General features: G+C 66.2%; 18 protein-coding genes and 1 tRNA gene. 9 read left to right on the plus strand and 10 right to left on the minus strand.

Going from position 1 to position 16,886, the window contains the following annotated elements:
* Window positions 1–111: 111 nt before the first annotated feature.
* The 4 genes from E7Y32_RS02515 to E7Y32_RS02530 all read right to left on the minus strand — a co-directional run bounded on the left by E7Y32_RS02515 (window position 112) and on the right by E7Y32_RS02530 (window position 3,386).
* Window positions 112–513: a hypothetical protein gene (locus E7Y32_RS02515; protein ID WP_146335742.1), complete on the minus strand. Its 402-nt coding sequence runs from the start codon at window positions 511–513 to the stop codon at window positions 112–114.
* Window positions 500–1,033 (minus strand): flagellar export chaperone FliS, encoded by a 534-nt coding sequence (fliS, locus tag E7Y32_RS02520; RefSeq protein ID WP_146335743.1) that lies wholly within the window; start codon window positions 1,031–1,033, stop codon window positions 500–502. The genes E7Y32_RS02515 and fliS overlap by 14 nt, the downstream gene beginning before the upstream one ends.
* Window positions 1,033–2,361, minus strand: coding sequence for a flagellar filament capping protein FliD (gene fliD / locus E7Y32_RS02525; protein WP_146335744.1), 1,329 nt, complete (start codon window positions 2,359–2,361; stop codon window positions 1,033–1,035). Before fliD ends, fliS begins: the two co-directional genes overlap by 1 nt.
* 188 nt (window positions 2,362–2,549) lie before the next feature.
* Window positions 2,550–3,386 carry a flagellin gene (locus E7Y32_RS02530; protein ID WP_146335745.1) on the minus strand — a complete coding sequence of 279 codons (837 nt, stop codon included), beginning with the start codon at window positions 3,384–3,386 and terminating at the stop codon, window positions 2,550–2,552.
* 295 nt (window positions 3,387–3,681) lie between these two features.
* Here E7Y32_RS02530 and E7Y32_RS02535 point away from each other — a divergent pair, with 295 nt between their 5' ends.
* From E7Y32_RS02535 to fliW, 4 genes are read left to right on the plus strand one after another with little or no spacing between them, the layout of a single operon-like run.
* Window positions 3,682–4,167: a flagellar protein FlgN gene (locus tag E7Y32_RS02535; protein WP_146335746.1), complete on the plus strand. Its 486-nt coding sequence runs from the start codon at window positions 3,682–3,684 to the stop codon at window positions 4,165–4,167.
* A gap of 10 nt (window positions 4,168–4,177) precedes the next feature.
* Window positions 4,178–5,587: a flagellar hook-associated protein FlgK gene (gene flgK, locus E7Y32_RS02540; RefSeq protein ID WP_146335747.1), complete on the plus strand. Its 1,410-nt coding sequence runs from the start codon at window positions 4,178–4,180 to the stop codon at window positions 5,585–5,587.
* 2 nt (window positions 5,588–5,589) lie between these two features.
* A complete protein-coding gene (flgL, locus tag E7Y32_RS02545; protein ID WP_146335748.1) occupies window positions 5,590–6,513 on the plus strand; it encodes a flagellar hook-associated protein FlgL in 924 nt (307 codons plus the stop codon).
* Window positions 6,510–6,899, plus strand: a complete 390-nt coding sequence (fliW, locus tag E7Y32_RS02550; protein WP_146335749.1) for a flagellar assembly protein FliW — start codon at window positions 6,510–6,512, stop codon at window positions 6,897–6,899. The genes flgL and fliW overlap by 4 nt, the downstream gene beginning before the upstream one ends.
* A 35-nt stretch (window positions 6,900–6,934) precedes the next feature.
* Here the strand turns inward: fliW and E7Y32_RS02555 are convergent, their stop codons facing one another.
* The 3 genes from E7Y32_RS02555 to E7Y32_RS02565 form a co-directional block, all read right to left on the minus strand.
* The gene (locus tag E7Y32_RS02555; RefSeq protein WP_146335750.1) at window positions 6,935–7,492 is read right to left on the minus strand and encodes a hypothetical protein; all 558 of its coding nucleotides are present in this window, start codon (window positions 7,490–7,492) and stop codon (window positions 6,935–6,937) included.
* Window positions 7,493–7,743: 251 nt separating this feature from the next.
* A complete protein-coding gene (locus tag E7Y32_RS02560) occupies window positions 7,744–8,046 on the minus strand; it encodes a DUF4193 domain-containing protein (protein WP_056424304.1) in 303 nt (100 codons plus the stop codon).
* 223 nt (window positions 8,047–8,269) lie between these two features.
* Entirely contained in the window at window positions 8,270–8,758 is a 489-nt protein-coding gene (locus E7Y32_RS02565; protein WP_146335751.1) for a GyrI-like domain-containing protein, read from the minus strand.
* Between the two features lie 305 nt (window positions 8,759–9,063).
* Between E7Y32_RS02565 and E7Y32_RS02570 the strand changes: the two genes are divergently transcribed.
* Window positions 9,064–9,804: an SDR family NAD(P)-dependent oxidoreductase gene (locus tag E7Y32_RS02570; RefSeq protein ID WP_146335752.1), complete on the plus strand. Its 741-nt coding sequence runs from the start codon at window positions 9,064–9,066 to the stop codon at window positions 9,802–9,804.
* Between the two features lie 84 nt (window positions 9,805–9,888).
* On the opposite strand, the gene E7Y32_RS02575 is transcribed toward E7Y32_RS02570, so the two are convergent.
* A tRNA-Thr gene (locus tag E7Y32_RS02575) sits at window positions 9,889–9,965 on the minus strand.
* Between the two features lie 161 nt (window positions 9,966–10,126).
* On the minus strand, window positions 10,127–11,017 hold the full coding sequence (locus tag E7Y32_RS02580) for a DsbA family protein (RefSeq protein WP_146335753.1): 891 nt from the start codon (window positions 11,015–11,017) through the stop codon (window positions 10,127–10,129).
* A gap of 180 nt (window positions 11,018–11,197) precedes the next feature.
* Here E7Y32_RS02580 and E7Y32_RS02585 point away from each other — a divergent pair, with 180 nt between their 5' ends.
* Both E7Y32_RS02585 and otsB read left to right on the plus strand, forming a co-directional pair.
* Complete coding sequence (locus tag E7Y32_RS02585; protein WP_146335754.1) at window positions 11,198–12,727, plus strand: trehalose-6-phosphate synthase; 1,530 nt, start codon at window positions 11,198–11,200, stop codon at window positions 12,725–12,727.
* Entirely contained in the window at window positions 12,717–13,529 is an 813-nt protein-coding gene (otsB, locus tag E7Y32_RS02590; protein ID WP_146335755.1) for a trehalose-phosphatase, read from the plus strand. Before E7Y32_RS02585 ends, otsB begins: the two co-directional genes overlap by 11 nt.
* Window positions 13,530–13,600: 71 nt before the next feature.
* On the opposite strand, the gene E7Y32_RS02595 is transcribed toward otsB, so the two are convergent.
* The gene (locus tag E7Y32_RS02595; RefSeq protein ID WP_146335756.1) at window positions 13,601–14,002 is read right to left on the minus strand and encodes a VOC family protein; all 402 of its coding nucleotides are present in this window, start codon (window positions 14,000–14,002) and stop codon (window positions 13,601–13,603) included.
* Between the two features lie 255 nt (window positions 14,003–14,257).
* On the opposite strand from E7Y32_RS02595, the gene E7Y32_RS02600 reads away from it, so the two are divergent.
* Window positions 14,258–15,340, plus strand: a complete 1,083-nt coding sequence (locus tag E7Y32_RS02600) for an ABC transporter ATP-binding protein (RefSeq protein WP_146335757.1) — start codon at window positions 14,258–14,260, stop codon at window positions 15,338–15,340.
* Between the two features lie 119 nt (window positions 15,341–15,459).
* Complete coding sequence (locus tag E7Y32_RS02605; protein ID WP_146338152.1) at window positions 15,460–16,872, plus strand: DUF4032 domain-containing protein; 1,413 nt, start codon at window positions 15,460–15,462, stop codon at window positions 16,870–16,872.
* Window positions 16,873–16,886 lie beyond the last annotated feature (14 nt).

Below are 16,886 nucleotides of genomic sequence, written 5' to 3' on the forward strand. Positions count from 1 at the left end.
AAACGAGCGATCCGTGCTCTTACTGTGGTTATCGGCACTGTTCAGCGCCGCGTTAGCGAAAAGTGTGAAACGTTTATTCGGGTTCTTTTTAGTCACCGGCCGGCGCCGGTTTTACCCGTTGACGTCGAGGTAAATCGCACCGGACGGATCGCCGACGCCGGGCACCGAGCTGACTGCCTGGAGTTGCCGCGCCACGTCATGCTTGGCCGCTTCCAGCCGCCGTGCCACACGCTCCTGGGCCTCGGACAGCGCCACGGCCCGCCGCCGCGCCTCGGGGGGCAACGGCCCGCTCAGCGACGGCGGGGACCAACGCTGCACGGGAAGGGCCGCCACCGGTTGCTCCGGGGCGGACAACGGTCCCAGCGGGTCTTTCAGCGTCTTCTCGGCAGCCACGACTGCCATCTCCAGCACGTCCAGCACCAGCAGCCACGCGGCGAGGGCCGGGTCCGCCTCGGATGGTTCGGACGGTTCGGCCTTTTGGTCCCCCCAATGGGCCTGCTCAGCCAAAGCCAAGGCTCCCGCCGGAAGCGCCCGGCTGCGTGTTCCATGTCCCGGCGGCAGCGAAAGTCGACGACGCCGACGCCGGCGCGGCTGCGGCCTGCGCGGGCTGGGCAACCGGGATAGTCGCCGCGGCCTCGTGCCACGCTTGGCGCAGGGGTTCCAGGAGATCGATGGCTTCGCGCGTCAGGGCGGCGTCGCGCTGGATGTTGGCATTGACCAGGGCGGTGAAGGCGTAGTTGTAGAGGCCCAGCAGCCCGTCCGCGCCGTCCCACGCGTCCGTCTTGAGCGAGGAGATGAGCTCTGCGATGATCGCCTGGCCGTGCAGGAGGTTCTCCGAGGCGACCGGCCAGTTGGCGGCTTGCTGCGCTGTCTCGGCGCGGCCCAGGTCCAGCAGGAGCCGGTCGTAGAGCATGGTCAGGAGGCGTGCCGGCGGCGCCGAGAGCACGGAGTCCGCGAGGTACTGGTTGCGCTGGGCAGTGTTTCCGGAGCCGCCGCCATAACCGAACCCGTTGCCGAAGGGGGTGCTGGTCATTACTTAGCGCCTCCGCCGGAGAGGCCTGCCAGCTGCGCGGTGAGCCAGGACTGTTGGGCCTTCATACCGCTGAGCGCGGTTTCCAGCCCGGCGTAGGTGCGCTGGAGCGTGGCCTTACGGGAGGCGAGCCGAAGGTCCCAGTCGCTGATCCGGTCGGCAAGGTCACGGACCTCGGACTGCTGCCCGGTGATCTTGGTGGTGAGCGTGCCGGTGTACTTGTCCGAGGCGGCAGTTGCCGCCGTGGCGATCCGCCCGGCGAGTTCCTGCACCTTGGCTGCGGTTCCCGTCGGGTCCGCGGCGAGGGCAGCGCCGAACTTGGTCGCGTCGAACTCCATGGTGCCGTTCCGGGTAATGCTGATCCCGATTTCCGAGGGCGAGCGCGGCGGTGCGCCTACCGGCAAGGAGGCTGCGGAGAGGATGTTTTGGTTGACCGAACGCACCGTGCTGTCACCGGCGAAGACTCCGGCGGAAGTGGTGGTGCCGCTGGTGTTGGTATTAGTGCTGACCGCGGTCTTACTGGCCACCAGCGAGAAGATGCCGTTCACGCCGTCCACGAGATCCGAGGCCAGCTTGGTAATGCCGGCGTCGTCGCGAGACACAGTCAGCGTCACCGGCGCCGCGGTGACGTCCTTGGCGGTGACGGACACACCGGGCAGCACGTTGGTAAAGGTGTTGCTGGAAGACGTAACTGTCTGGGCTGCAGTGGTACCCGGCCAGAGCGAGAGCTCAGCGTCCTGGGCAGTCTTGACGTTGGTAAACGTGGTCCCGCCGTCTGTGATGGTGAAGGCGCCGGCGGCGCCGGACTTTGTGGCCGTGAACTGGATCCTGAAGTCGCCACCCCCGACGTCCACCTTGCTGGCGGTGACACCGGCACCAGCGGCATTGACCGCACTGACGACGTCGTCCAGGCTGTTGGACGCGGGGGTGATTGTGTAGTCCTTGCCGCCGCTGTTGATGGTCAGGGTGGTGTACGGCCACCCGGTCACGCCGTTGACCTTGGGCGTCACGGTGACCTGGGTCTGCGCCAGCTTGGTGACCTGGAAGTCGAGGGATCCGGCCTTAGCGGAAGCGGTGGAGGTGGCGACGACCTTGTCGCTGCTCGTGGTGGCCGTGTAGAGGTCCAAAGCGCCAGGTTTGGCGGCCGCCGTGGCCTGTGTTGCCAGGGCAGCCACCTTGCCGTTGAGCCCTTGGAGGGCGGAGACCATGGACTGGATGTCATAGGACTTGTTCTTGAGCAGGGTTTGCGGGAGGGCTTCGGACTGCATGATGGAGCCAATGAGCGCGGTGGTGTCGAGCCCGCTGGCCAGTCCGTCGAGTGAGATTCCCATCGCTGCCTCTCCTTAGCAATAGCTGTCAAAAATGTTCGGTGGTGATGCTTGTGCTGATGTATCGGTGTTGCACGTAAGGGCCGGACGATGGTTTTGCCATCGTCCGGCCCTTCCGCAGCTTGATGATCGGGGGTGTCTCTTCGTCCGATCGCCGGGTGGCAGCCCTACTGCTAGACCGCCGAGTTTGCCTAGCGCAGGAGCGAGAGAACGCCCTGGCTGGACTGGTTGGCCTGGGCCAGCATTGCGGTGCCGGCCTGGGACAGGATGTTTGCCTTGGTGAACTTGACCATTTCCGAAGCCATGTCGACGTCGGCGATGCGGGACTGAGCGGCCTGCAGGTTTTCACCGGCGATGTTGAGCGACTTGATGGTGTGCTCGAGGCGGTTCTGGGTGGCACCGAGGTCTGCGCGCTGAGCCGAGATCTTACCGATGGCGTCGTCGATCTTGCCGATCGTTGTAGCAGCCGCGCCGGCCGTCGAGACGTCAAAATCGGTTCCCGCACCACCCAGCAGGCCGACGGCGGTGGGCACGTCTCCGAGCTTGATGTCGATCTGCTCTGTCGTCGCATCCTTTCCGGTACCTACCTGGACCTTGAGGGTCGTGCCGGCGTCGAGCAGCTTGATGCCATTGAAGTTGGTGGAAGCACCGATGCGGTCCAACTCCTTGCCAAGAGCCGTGGCTTCCTTCGCGATCGCCTGGCGTGATTCCAGGTTGTTGGTGTCGTTACCACCCTGGACAGCGAGGTCACGCATGCGCTGCAGGATGGAGTGAACTTCGGTCAGGGCGCCTTCAGTGGTCTGGATGACAGAGATGCCGTCCTGGGCGTTGCGAGCCGCCACAGCCGAGCCGGTGACCTGGGACTTCAGACCCTCGGAGATGGACAGACCTGCTGCGTCATCGCCGGCGCGGTTGATGCGCAGGCCGGTGGACAGCTTCTCCAAGGACTTGGAGAGGTCGGTCTGGGTGGAGTTGAGGTTGCGGTACGAGTTGTTCGCCGCGAGGTTGTTGTTGATAACGAAGCCCATGGTATTTCCTCCGTGAGTTGGGACTGTAAGCGATGGCCCATCCGTGGGCCTTCAGGAGTAGTTATCGCCATCTCGGTTGAACAGGTAAGGAGAAATCCAAAATTCTTTTTCGATTTCGTGCGCACTGTTCCTTTCCTGCGAATTTCCGCTGTTATCGGCCTTATTCCTGCTAACGGTTCCACTCGCCCGGCCGATAGTTTGTACGAACCCTGCTGCAGGCCGCATCGTCCGCACGATGATTTTCCGGCTTGGGCAGCACCGCATCATTCACACACCTAAGGGAGCCGTCCGGACCATGGCCATCCACGAACTTTCTGCCCTGCTGTGGCGGGAGCGTGAACTTCTGGACGTACTGACTTTCAAACTGGAGGAAGAGCAGCTGCTGCTCACCGCCGGTAAGTCCCGCTGGCTGCCGCACGGGACCAAGGAAGTGGAGCAGGTGCTGGGGCACCTGTCCCAGGCGAGCCTGGCGCGCACCATCGAGGCCGCCGTCGTCGCCGAGATGTGGGGCCTCCCCACCGACGCCACCCTGGGTGAACTTGCCGAGGCCGCGCCGGAGGGCGCCTGGGCCGAAGTCCTGAGCGCGCACCTCGCCGCCCTCACCCGCCAGACCGCCCTGATCAAGGAACTGCGCGACTCGAACGAACAGTATTTGCGCACCGCCGTCCGGTCCACCCAGGAGTCGCTCGCCGATCTGCGTCCGGCCACCCCGGGTACCTACGACGCGCACGGCAAGACCGGGGATTCCGCCGGCTCCCGCATCTTCGACCAGCAATTCTAAGGAAGCGACCATGAGCACCTTCGGCGCCCTGAATACCGCCTACCGCGGGCTGACCGCCGCCCAGCAGGGCATGAACGTGGCTGGCCAGAACATCGCCAACGCAGCCACCGAGGGGTACACCCGCCAGCGTGTCCAGCAGTCAGCCATCGCGGCGCCGGCGCAGGGGCTGAACGGTTCCGGCCGTCCGGAGGCTGGCCAGGGCGTCTCGGTGGATGCCATCACCCGGCTCGGCAGCAGTGTCCTCGACGCCAGCGTCCGCTCGGCGAGCGCGCAGGCAGGCTACGCCGGAGTCCGGTCCTCAGCACTGCAGGGCATCGAAGGCATTTTGCAGGAGCCCGGCGACAACGGCATCTCCGCCTCGCTCCAGGGATTCTGGTCCGCCTGGCAGGGTGCAGCGAGGCAACCGGCCGAGGACGGACCCAAAGGGTTGCTGCTGAATGCGGCCAACTCCCTGACGGACAAGATCTCCTCCGCGTACCAAACCCTCCAGGGGCAGTGGAGCAGCGTCCGGGCCCAGGCCGCCGACGCCGTCACCGCCGTGAACGCCGCCGCCAGCCAGGTGGCCGCCTACAACGCCACCATCCGCTCCACTCTGGCCGCCGGCGGTTCAGCGAACGAGCTGATCGACGCCCGCGCCAAGCTCACGGATACCATCTCGCGCCTGGCCGGCGGCACGGTGCGCGAACAGCCAGACGGTACCGTGGATGTCCACATTGGCGGCAACGCCCTGGTGATGGGCACCTCGGTGCGGGGCCTGCAGCTCTCCGGCAGCCAGACCGCGGACACGCTGGGATCCACGGTGCAGCTGCTTTGGACGGACCCGGCCGGGGTGGCCTCCTCCGACGGCGGCGAAATCGCCGGCGCCCTTTCCGTGCTGGCCCCTGCCGCCGGCGGCAACGGCGGCGCCATCGCCGAGGCAGCCGAGAAGTACAACGGCTTCGCGAGCAAACTCGCTGAAATCGTCAACACCGTCCACCGGGGCGGCGAGCTCCCCAACGGGACATCGGGCCAGAACTTCTTCACCATTGGCGCCGGACCTGCCGCGCTCGGCATCAAAGCTCCCGTTGGGACCGCCGGCATCGCTCTCAAGGCCCCGAACCAGGGTGCCCTCGACACCAGCATCGCGGACCAGATTACGCAGCTCGGCACGGGCGCGGATTCGCCGGACAGGCTCTGGTCCGGCATTGTCACCGGGATCGGAGTGGAGTCCCGCGGCGCCCAGCAGCGCGAGGCACTCACCTCCGCGGCGCAGGCATCGGCGGTGACCGGCCGCGCGTCACAGGTTTCGGTGAGCCTGGATGAAGAAAACGTCAACCTGCTCACCAACCAGCACGCCTACCAGGCCGCCGCCCGCGTGATGACCGCCGTCGACGAGGCCCTTGACGTCCTGATCAACCGCACCGGACTGGTAGGAAGGTAGCCATGCTGAACCGGGTAACAAACCTCACCATGAACGCGGCCGCACAGCGGAGCCTGCAGACCCAGCAGGCCAAGCTGGCCGATCTGCAGGACAAGGCCACCTCGCTCAACAAGATTTCCCGCCCCTCGGACGATCCGGCCGCCACCGCCCAGGCCCTCGCCACCCGCTCCCTGCTCGCGGCCAACGCCCAGTACGGCCGGAACATCGACGACGGCAACACCTGGCTCACCGCCGCCGACTCCGCGCTGGAACAGGCCAGCAACGTGATGCGCCGGGTCAAGGACCTCACCGTGATGGCTGGCAACGGCTCACTGAACCAGTCCGGTAAGGACGCGATTGCCGCCGAACTGGAATCCCTGAACAAGGACCTGGTGTCCATCGCCAACGCCCAGCACCTGGGACGGAACGTCTTCGCCGGAAGCTCGGATGCGCCCGGCGCCTTCACGCCCGGTATGGCACGCAACCCGGCCGTTCCCGGCGACACCGGGACCCCGCCCACTTTCAACGGGACCGGCTTGAGCTCGGTGGAGCGGCGGATCAGCGCCACCCAAACCGTGCGCGTCGACGCCGACGGCGCCGAGATCTTCGGTAACGGCGCCGGCTCCGTTTTTGACACCGTAAGCAAACTGGCCGCGGACCTGCGGACCGGCACCGACGTCGCCCCGCGGGTGGCCGACGTCGACACCGCCTTTAAGAAGATCGTCAACGGCCGTGCTGAAATTGGAACACGGCAGGCACAGCTGGAACGTGCCGGCAACGTCAACACCGAATTGGAGGCTTCCTTGGACGCCCAGCGGACCGGCATTGAAAAAGCTGACCTTGGCAGCGTGATCATGGACCTGAAGCTTCAGGAAACCAATTACCAGGTGGCCTTGGCCGCCACCGCGCGGGTCCTGCAGCCCACCCTGATGGACTTCCTGCGATGAACTCGGTCCTCAGCAGCACTCCGGTGACCTTCACTGCTCCGATGCCGGGGCTGGAAACCGTCCATGACTTCGCGCTGCGGAACATTGACAGTGCCCCGGGCCTGTTCGCCCTCGAGTCAGGCTCCGCGCGGGTGCGGCTGTTCCTCGCGGACGCGGCCGTGTTCGTTCCGGGTTACAACCCGCCGCTGCCTCCCGCTGCGCTGGAAGCCCTGGAACTCGGCCACGGCGATGCACCCCAGGTGCTGGTGGTGGTCAACCACTCCCCCACAGCCACCTCAGTCAACCTGATGGCACCGATCGTGCTCAACCCGGCCACCCGGCGCTGCACCCAGCTCGTGTTGGACGGCAAGGAGTACCCGCTGCGGGCGGACCTCGGCTCGCTCTAGCGGGACCCGCCGTCGGGTGCCATCACCGGGGCCGGTCACCAGAAGTGCGCCACGTCAATCACCAGGCGCGAGCCGGTGCCGGGCCCCGCCAGCGTGAAGACCCGGAACGGCAGCCGCGCCCGGACGCCAAGCCCCAGGCTGGTATAGCCCTCGAAGCTCCCGGCCCACGCGACCTGCCGGAACGTCTGGTACCCGCCCACGTTGCTCACCTCGTCCTTCGCGCCCGGCGTGTAAGTGGGCTGGCCGGCGTCGTCGTAGGCGGGCGCGTTGACGGTGAGCTGGAGGAAGGCCTGGCCGCGCAGCGGGATCGGCAACCCGGAGCCGTCCTGGGCGACCTGGGGCACGTACCGCACCGTGTAGCCCGCCACCGGGCCGTTGAGGTCAATGACGATCCGGTCGAAGCAGTAGTGCTGGCCGGTACGGACGTCGACCACCTTCGCCCGGCTCATCGCGGCATCGGTCTTGGCCAGCGACCCCCACACGAGTCCGCAGTACGGATCAGCAACGGCGGGCCCGGGGGCCAGCAGCCCCAGCCCGGCGGCCATCAGCACCGCCACCAACCAGACAGTAAGCTTCTCCCCCTGCAATCGCATCACCCGGGCCGCCCCCTCAAGTCATTCAGACACCTCAAGCGTAGGATCGCGCGGCCGCCTTGGCGAGGGCCCGTGCCGCATCGGCGCCCAACCGTTAGCCGGCAGCGGCGCCGGTCACGAATTCAGCACCAATGCCGGTCCGGGCGCCGGATACAGCAAAGCGCCGGGCCCTTGGGGGGTAGGCCGGCGCTTTGCGTTTCATTCGAAATTCTTGGCACGTGCCCGCGGGGCGGGCTCGTACTGGAGGGTAATTAGCCTTCGCAGTCGCGGCAGTACTTCATGCCGTTCTTTTCCTTGGCAACCTGGGACCGGTGGCGGACCAGGAAGCAGGAGGAACAGGTGAATTCATCGGACTGCTCGGGAACAACAATGACCGTCAGTTCTTCGCCGGAGAGGTCGGCGCCGGGAAGGTCGATGCCCTCGGCGGTGTCGTTCTCGTCGACGTCGATAACAGCAGTCTGGGCGCCGCCGCCACGGGACGCCTGAAGGGCCTCCAGCGACTCAGCGGGAGACTCTTCTTCTGTCTTGCGTGGGGCGTCGTAATCGGTAGCCATAGCGGGATTCACTTTCGTTGCTGCGCAGCGCCATTTCAGGCACCTCAGTGAAGCAGTTTAGGCCATCCTGCCCGGAGTTGAAGAATACTGTGTTCAAAGCGACATTTCGCGTCGCCGGACCGGGCGTGCCGCACTTTCCGGGAAGGCGAATTCGACGCCGAAACATGCCTCAGTTTTGCCCTTGCGAGCGTCTTGGCGGACCGCCTCAATCAGAGCCGGGCTATCAGCCCACCGGCCAGACGATGAGGGTCTTCCACGCCGCAGGATCCGGCTCGGTGCCCGGATCGCTGAGGTAGTACTCCCACATGGTGTCCCCCGGCGTCAGGCCCTCCGCCTGCATCCGCGCCATCACCTTGCCGTAGGTCTCCGGCAGCGTCTCGTACGGTCCCACATGCATCGCTTCGAGGGCACGCCCGGCAGGGAGCGCACCGGCCACCACACCGCCCTCGCCCCCGCCCGGGAAAGGCGCGGCGAGCGGGAACCCGGCTTCGACGTCGACGACGTCAGTGGGCATGCCCCGGTACAGCGCGAACGGCGGTCCAGCCAGCTGGACGTGCTGCTGCTGGACGGCGGCCATCACGGAGGGATAGGCGCGGCCGAAGAACTCCCGCAGGTCCTTCATCGGGACGGTTTCACGCAGCACCGCTGTCGGCTGTTCCTGGCGATCCGTCGACTTGATGTCGGGCGTGGGTTCCGGATTCGTTTCGCTCATCTGAACAGCCTCCGCCGCTGCCCGGGCACGGTCAAGGGCCGAACGTCACAGCAGCCTTTGCGTTTGTGCGGCATGACCGCCGCACGCATGCGCAGCGTGCTTCTGGCCGTGGTGACGCTACGCATTCCGGACAGTCTGTCGCGCCGAACTCTGAGCCGCCTGTGTCCCTCCCGGGCGCCATTGGATCCGGTTCCGGCCCCGGCAAAACGCAAGGCCCTTACGCGCCGTCGCTGACTGGGCTATGCTCTGGCGCCTGCGGTGCTCGACCCATCGCCCGCGGGGTGGCATACGAGGGAGGCTTCGGGATGACGAACGAACGCGGCGTTTTGGTTACCGGCGGCGCCCGTGGAATCGGGCGATCCATCGCGGAGCATCTTTCAGAGACCGGGTGGATGGTAATCGCGACGTACAACACCGGGCTCGATGAAGCGATGGAGCTCAGGCGCACACACGGCGTGGAGATACGTCATCTGGATATGACCGACAGGCAGAGCTCGCTGGATTTCGCCAGCCGCATCCGGAGCGAGTTTGCCCTCGATGGGTTGGTCAACAATGCCGGTCTTCTCGAAAAGGAAGGCTTCGACGAATTCACGCTGGGTGCTTGGGATCGGTCCCTCGAGGTGAATGTCACGGCACCCCTGATCCTCGCCCAGGAAATCGGCCGGCATATGCGCCCCGGGGGCAGCATCGTGAATATCGCCAGTACCGACGCCTACGTCGGATCCTTTCGCAGCATCGCCTACTCGGCTAGCAAGGCGGCTCTTCTGTCCGTCACCCGGAGCCTCGCCAACATCCTTGGACCACGGGGAATCAGAGTCAACGCCGTGACCCCGGGTTGGGTCGACAACGGCATCACCGCGGAATCCTACGAAGCCGCCAACCTCACCCCACTGGGACGCAACGGTTCTCCTGATGACATCGCCAAAGTGGTCGCATTCCTACTCGGTCCGGAAGCAGCCTTCATCACGGGCGCGTCCATCGTTACTGATGGCGGCTACAGCGGCGTGGACTTTTACATGAAGAAGGAAAACGACCTTCTTGGCTAGCCGCGGACCAAAGCCCCCACGCGCCGCCAGCAATCAAAGAAAACCCCTCCATCCCGGGCAAAATCGCCGGAACGGAGGGGTTCGTGGAGCCCCCTGTCGGATTCGAACCGACGACCCCCGCTTTACAAGAGCGGTGCTCTGGCCAACTGAGCTAAGGAGGCAATTTCGCCGTCGTCGTCGTGCCTCGAAATGGGCCGGACGCTAAGCGCTAGATAAGGGTAGCCCACGGAGGGCCGCCGGTAAAAAATGCCGGCACGCTGCAGGAAAAGCGACAGCCCGGCGCCGGAGGGTCCGGGGCCGGGCTGTCTCCGCGAGCGCGGGCTTACTTCTTGGCGTCGACCGCGGCCTGGAGGTACTGGTCGAACGGGGTCTGGGCGCTGTCGCCCTTGCCCCACTGCTTGCCCTCGACGAAGACGGTGGGCGTACCCGTGACCCCGATGGCTGCAGCCTGCTGGGTTGTGTACTTCACGTACGGGCGGTAGGTCTTGTCATCCACGCACTTGTCGATGCTCTTGGCGCCAGTGTCAGTGGCCAACTTCTTCAGGTCCGCGTCGGAGAGGCCGGCGGTGCCCTCGGCCGGCTGCTTGGCAAACAGTGCGTCCACGAAGTCCGAATACTTCTCCGGGGACTCATTCACCACGCAGGCCGCGGCGTTGGCTGCCCGCGAGGAGTAGTTGGTGGTGGAACGGCTGTCCAGGAAGCCCAGGGGACGGTACTCGACGGTGATCTTGCCGTCGTTGCGCAGCTTGGTGAGGGTTTCGTTGTACCGGGCTTCGAAGTCCTTGCAGACCGGGCAGATGAAGTCGATGTAGAGGACCACCTTGACCGGCTTGCCGGCCTCGGCGTCGGCGCCGGGCGCCTTGATTTCTGCCGGCGGGGTGGCGGCTGGGGACGGCAGGTCGGCGAGCTTAACGGTGGCCGGGTCCGACTTCGCCACCTCGGTGTTGGCCAGCAGGGTCACGCCGCCGTTGACGTTGCCGTTTGCGGGCGTCGGGCCGGAATCGGCGATCGGTGCGTTCTTTTGGATGTTCGAGGTGACCACCAGGGCGACAATCACGATGATTGCGACGACCGCGGCCACGATGCCCCAGCCGATCAGCAGCTTGTTCCGCTTTTCCTTCTTCAGCTGCGCCTCGCGGATCTCACGGGCTTTCTCGCGCGCCGCGGCGGTGCGCTCCGCTTTGGACTGACGGGGTTCGTTTGCGGGGCTCATTAGTTCCTCGTGTCGATCGGCCTGGGATGGTCCACTAGGTGGCAACTCCACCATTTTAGGGGAGAAACCTGAGGAGCTTGCGCTTTCAAGTTTCTCTCCGTGTGCCTAACGGGCGAATAGCACAGAAGATTCCGCCCGGCTAGGGTGGATCAGAGCCACAAGCGACCCCAGGGGGCACCAATGCAAGCAAGCCAGAGCGCCGAGCACACCACTGCACAAACAGCCGAAGGGGACCGGGACACCCCGCCGACGACGGAGCCCACCCAAGGGGCGACGGATGCCGTCGATACCTTTGAATTCATGGTCGTGTCCAACCGCATGCCCGTGGACCGTTGTTCCCCGGACGAACCCGGCTGCGAGGACGGCTGGCGCCGCTCCCCCGGCGGCCTGGTGACGGCGCTTGCCCCCATGATGACCAAGACCGACGGCGCCTGGGTGGGCTGGCACGGCGCCCCGGACGAGCACCTCGAGCCCTTCAGTCACGGCGGCATCGACCTCATCCCCGTCCAGCTCAGCACACGGGACATCGAGCTGTTTTACGAGGGCTTCTCCAACGCCACGCTCTGGCCGCTCTACCACGACGTGATTGCGCCGCCTGAGTTCCACCGCGCTTGGTGGGACTCCTACCGCAAGGTCAACAAGCGGTTCGCCGACGCCGTCGTCCGCCACGCGGCGCAGGGCGCCACGGTCTGGGTGCAGGACTACCAGCTCCAGCTGGTGCCCAAGATGCTCCGCGAGGCCCGCCCGGACCTCAAGATCGGCTTCTTCAACCACATTCCCTTCCCGCCGCCGGAGATCTTCGCGCAGCTGCCCTGGCGCCGTGCGATCATCGACGGCCTGCTGGGGGCGGATCTGGTGGGCTTCCAGCGCAGCAGCGACGCCGGGAACTTCATGCGCTCGGCCCGGCGTTTCCTCGGCGCCAGCGTCAAGCAGCAGCAGGTCCACGTCAAGGGCGCCGACGGCGAAACCACCCACATCGCCCGCGCCCAGGCCTTCCCGATTTCGATCGACGTCAAGCAGATCACCGAACTGGCGCAGAAGCCGGAGATCATCGAGCGCGCCAAACAGATCCGCCGCGACCTCGGCAACCCCAAGACCATCCTGCTCGGCGTCGACCGGCTGGACTACACCAAGGGCATCCGCCACCGGCTCAAGGCTTACGAGGAACTCCTGGCGGACGGCAAGGTCACGGTGGAGGAAGCCTCCCTGATCCAGGTCGCCAGCCCCAGCCGCGAGCGCGTCGAACAGTACCGGCTGCTCCGCGAGGAAGTCGAGGGCACCGTCGGCCACATCAACGGCACCTACGACACCATGCAGAACACCGCCGTCCGGTACCTGCACCACAGCTACCCGATCGAAGAAATGGTCGCGCTGTACCTCGCCGCCGACGTTATGCTCGTCACCGCCCTGCGCGACGGCATGAACCTGGTCGCCAAGGAGTACGTCACGGCCCGGACGAACAACGACGGCGCGCTGGTGCTCAGTGAATTCGCCGGCGCCGCGGACCAGCTCAAGCAGGCGCTGCTGATGAACCCGCACGACATCGACGGGCTCAAGGACACCATCATGCGGGCGGTCAACATGCAGCCCGCCGAGGCCGCCCGCCGGATGCGCGCCATGCGCAAGCAAATCCTGACCAACGACGTCGACCTCTGGTCCGCGGACTTCCTCCGTGCACTGCAGGAGAAGGTGGTCCGCGATGACTCCTGACGCCAACCCCGCCAACACGCGGCTCTCGCTCTCCCCCGAGCTGCTGGCGGCCGTGCGCCGGGTGGCAGGCACCGAGGAACTGCTGGTCGCGATGGATTTCGACGGCACCATGGCCCCGCTGGTGGACCACGCCGAAGATTCCCGGGCCCTCCCCCGGTCCGCCGCCGCCTTCGCCGCCCTCGCCGAGCTTCCGCGGACGACGACAGCGCTCATCTCCGGCCGCGCCCTCGACAGCCTCCGCGCCGTCGCTTCGCCCCCGGAGCAGACGCTGCTGATCGGCAGCCACGGCGCCGAGGTCTGGATGGGCCCCGGTTCAACCGAGCTCGTGCTTGAAGACGCCCAGCGCGAGCTGCTGGCCGACGTGCGCCGGATCCTGGCGGAGATCGTGGAACAGGCACCCGGAACCCAGCTCGAGGACAAGCCGGCCGGCGTCGTGCTGCACACCCGGCTGGCGGCGAACGACGTCGCCGAGGACGCGGTGGCGGCTGCGAAGGCCGCCCTGCAGGACCGGCCCGGGGTCTTCCTCAAGACTGGAAACCGGGTGCTGGAGACCTCCGTCGTCCACGCCTCCAAGGGCGAAGGTATCTCCTTCCTCCGTCAGGCCACCGGGGCCACCGCCGTCGTCTTCGCCGGCGATGACACCACGGACGAGGACGCCCTGGGCAGCCTCATCCGCGGGGACCTGGGCGTCAAGGTAGGCCTGGACTTCACCCAGGCCGAGTTCCGGGTGGAGGCTCCGGTGCACGTGTCGGAGCTGCTGGAGGCACTGCTGCGCGAGCGCCGGAAGGCCGTCGCCGGCTAAGCGCACCCAACTGACTCGCAGTAGTTGTCGTTTTCAGCCCTCAAAACGGCAACTAATGCCACCTAGTTGGCTCAGGACTCGGGTTCGTAGCCAATCAGCCAGTGAAGTCCGTGCCGGTCAACCACCTGGCCGTCCGACGCTCCCCAGGGCTTCGGGGCGAGGGGGTCGATCACGGTGCCATCGACGGCGAGCTTGTCGAACCACTCGTGGAGGATGGCCGGTTCGGCGGTCCCCAGCAGCGAAAGCATCAGGCCTTCGAACCGGACACTTTTCTCGCCCGGCGCCGCGTCCGAGCCAGCCAGGGCGACGGCGCCGCTCAGCTGGCCGTGGGCAATGGCGTCCGGCGGGCCATCGGTGCGGTTGAACTGCTCATACGTGAACATGGCCAGCTCGCCGCCGAAAACGTCCGCATAGAAGCCAAGGGCTTCCCGCGCCGTGCCGGGGAAACTGACATAGATCTGGAGGGCCGTCATGCGCACAGCATACACAGGCGTTTCCGGCGTATCGTGACGGACCCCACCTGTGAGATCCGTAACCTTTTTACCCTAAAACCAAAAATCTGACATACTCTGTATGTGATGTGGCGCACAACTACCGTGCGGCGTCATTGGATGCTCCTCGGCTTCGGCCGAGGAGCATGCGCATCCACCGGATGCCACAACTGAATAAAAAGAACCATTCACTACGGATCGTCCGGCACGTACCTGCCGGTGAAGGGATTGATAACTGTGGCTACAGTTACTTTTGATAACGCTACGCGTCTGTACCCGGGCACAGAGAAGCCCGCTGTTGACAAGCTCAACATTGAAATCGCCGACGGCGAGTTCCTGGTCCTCGTTGGACCCTCCGGCTGCGGAAAGTCCACCTCCCTGCGTATGCTCGCAGGCCTTGAGGACGTCAACTCCGGCCGGATCCTGATCGGCGACCGCGATGTCACCGACGTCCCGCCGAAGGACCGCGACATCGCCATGGTCTTCCAGAACTACGCCCTGTACCCGCACATGACGGTCGCGGACAACATGGGCTTCGCGCTGAAGATCGCCGGCGTCAGCAAGGAAGAGCGCGCCGAGCGTGTCCGCGAAGCTGCCAAGCTCCTGGACCTCGAGCCCTACCTGGACCGCAAGCCGAAGGCCCTCTCCGGCGGCCAGCGCCAGCGCGTCGCCATGGGCCGCGCCATCGTGCGTAACCCGCAGGTCTTCCTCATGGACGAGCCGCTGTCCAACCTGGATGCCAAGCTCCGCGTCCAGACCCGCACGCAGATCGCGTCGCTGACCCGCCGCCTCGGCGTCACCACCGTCTACGTCACCCACGACCAGGTCGAGGCCATGACCATGGGCGACCGCGTCGCCGTGCTCAAGGACGGCCTGCTGATGCAGGTCGACACCCCGCGCAACCTCTACGACACGCCGAAGAACGTCTTCGTCGCCGGCTTCATCGGCTCCCCCGCCATGAACCTGCTGGAGCTCCCCGTCGTCGACGGCGGCGTGCAGTTCGGCGGCACCGTCTACCCGGTACCGCGCGACGTCCTCGATGAGGCCCACGGCCAGACCGTGACGCTCGGTTCCCGTCCGGAAGACCTCGAGACCGCCCCTGAGGGCGAAGGCCTCCAGGTGGAGGTCGACGTCGTGGAGGAACTCGGCGCCGACGCCTACGTCTACGGGCACACCACGCTGGACGGCAAGAGCCACGACATCGTGGCCCGCGTCGACGGCCGCCGTCCCCCGATGAAGGGCGAGTCCATCTGGGTCCGCCCGCAGTCGGGCCACGTGCACCTGTTCGACACCAAGACCGGCCTGCGCCTGGGCGACTAGCCAAGACTGGGAACGACGGCGGTCCTCCTTCGGGAGGGCCGCCGTCGGCCGCTAACCGGCCGGCTTTAGGCGCCGCCCGCCCTGTGCGGGAGAATTGCCTCATGACCGAGGAGAACCGCATGAGCGAGGACAACGGTGCCCAGTGGCACGACGAACCCACTGACTACGGCCAGATCGGCAAACTGCCCCGGTATCAGGCGGCCAGCGCCAATGACGACAAGGCCGTCTCCAGTTCGCTGAGCATCACGGCCGCCGCCACGGAGCCGGAGCTGCTGGACCTGCCCTGGCACATCGCCCTGGAGGACTGGCCGGCGGAATACCTCGCAGCGCTCCCCCGCGGCATCTCCCGGCACATCGTGCGGTTCGCACACCTGGGCGGCTCCGTGATCGCCATCAAGGAGACCTCGGAGCACATCGCCCGGCACGAGTACCACATGCTCCGCAAGCTCGCCCGGCTGGATGTCCCCTGCGTGGAGCCGGTGGCGGTCATCACCGGCCGCACCACGCCCGAGGGCCGGCCGCTGAACCCCGTGCTGGTCACCCGGCATCTGAAGTTCTCCATGCCGTACCGCGCGTTGTTCTCCCAGATGCTGCGCAAAGACACCCTCACGCGCCTGATCGACGCCCAGGCCCTGCTGCTGGTGCGGCTGCACCTGATCGGCTTCTACTGGGGCGATGTGTCCCTCTCCAACACCCTGTTCCGCCGCGACGCCGGCGCTTTCGCCGCCTACCTCGTCGACGCCGAGACCGGTGAGCTGTACCCGGATCTGTCCACGGGCCAGCGCGAGTACGACCTGGAGATTGCCCGGGTCAACATCGCCGGTGAACTGATGGACCTGCTCGACGGCGGGCTCATCGAGGAGAAGGTGGATCCCGTGGCCACCAGCGAGCTGATCATGGAGAGTTACCGGCGGCTCTGGACCGAGCTGACCGAGAAGGAGTCCTTCGAGATCGGCGAGCGCTGGCGCGTGGCCGCCCGCATCCGCCGGCTCAACGAACTTGGCTTCGACGTCGAGGAATACGCCATCAAGACCACCCAGAACGGCTCGACGATCCAGCTGCAGCCCAAGGTCGTCGACGCCGGGCACCACCAGCGCCGGCTGCTGCGCCTGACCGGACTGGACGCCCAGGAGAACCAGGCCAGGCGGCTGCTGAACGACATGGACTCGTTCCGGGCGGACAACAACCCGGGCATGGACGAGGAATACAGCGCCCACCTCTGGGTAAGCCAGATCTTCGAACCGATCGTCCGCTCGATCCCCCGGGACCTGTCCGGGAAGCTGGAGCCAGCGGAAGCCGTGCACGAGATCCTGGAACACCGCTGGTACATGTCCGAGAAGGAGAACCGGCACATCCCGCTGGCCGAGGCCGTGCAGTCGTACATCGACTCCGAGCTGCGGCACCGCCGGGACGAGGCCGCGATCATGCTGAACCCCGACACCGAGCTGCTGAAGATCCTCGAAGTCGAGACCGAGGAATCCCGCTACGGCGACGACGAGACCATCGACGAGTACCCGGACGCTGACGACTAGGGTTCCAGCACGCC

This window comes from Arthrobacter sp. UKPF54-2, assembly GCF_007858535.1.
Lineage (GTDB): Bacteria > Actinomycetota > Actinomycetes > Actinomycetales > Micrococcaceae > Arthrobacter.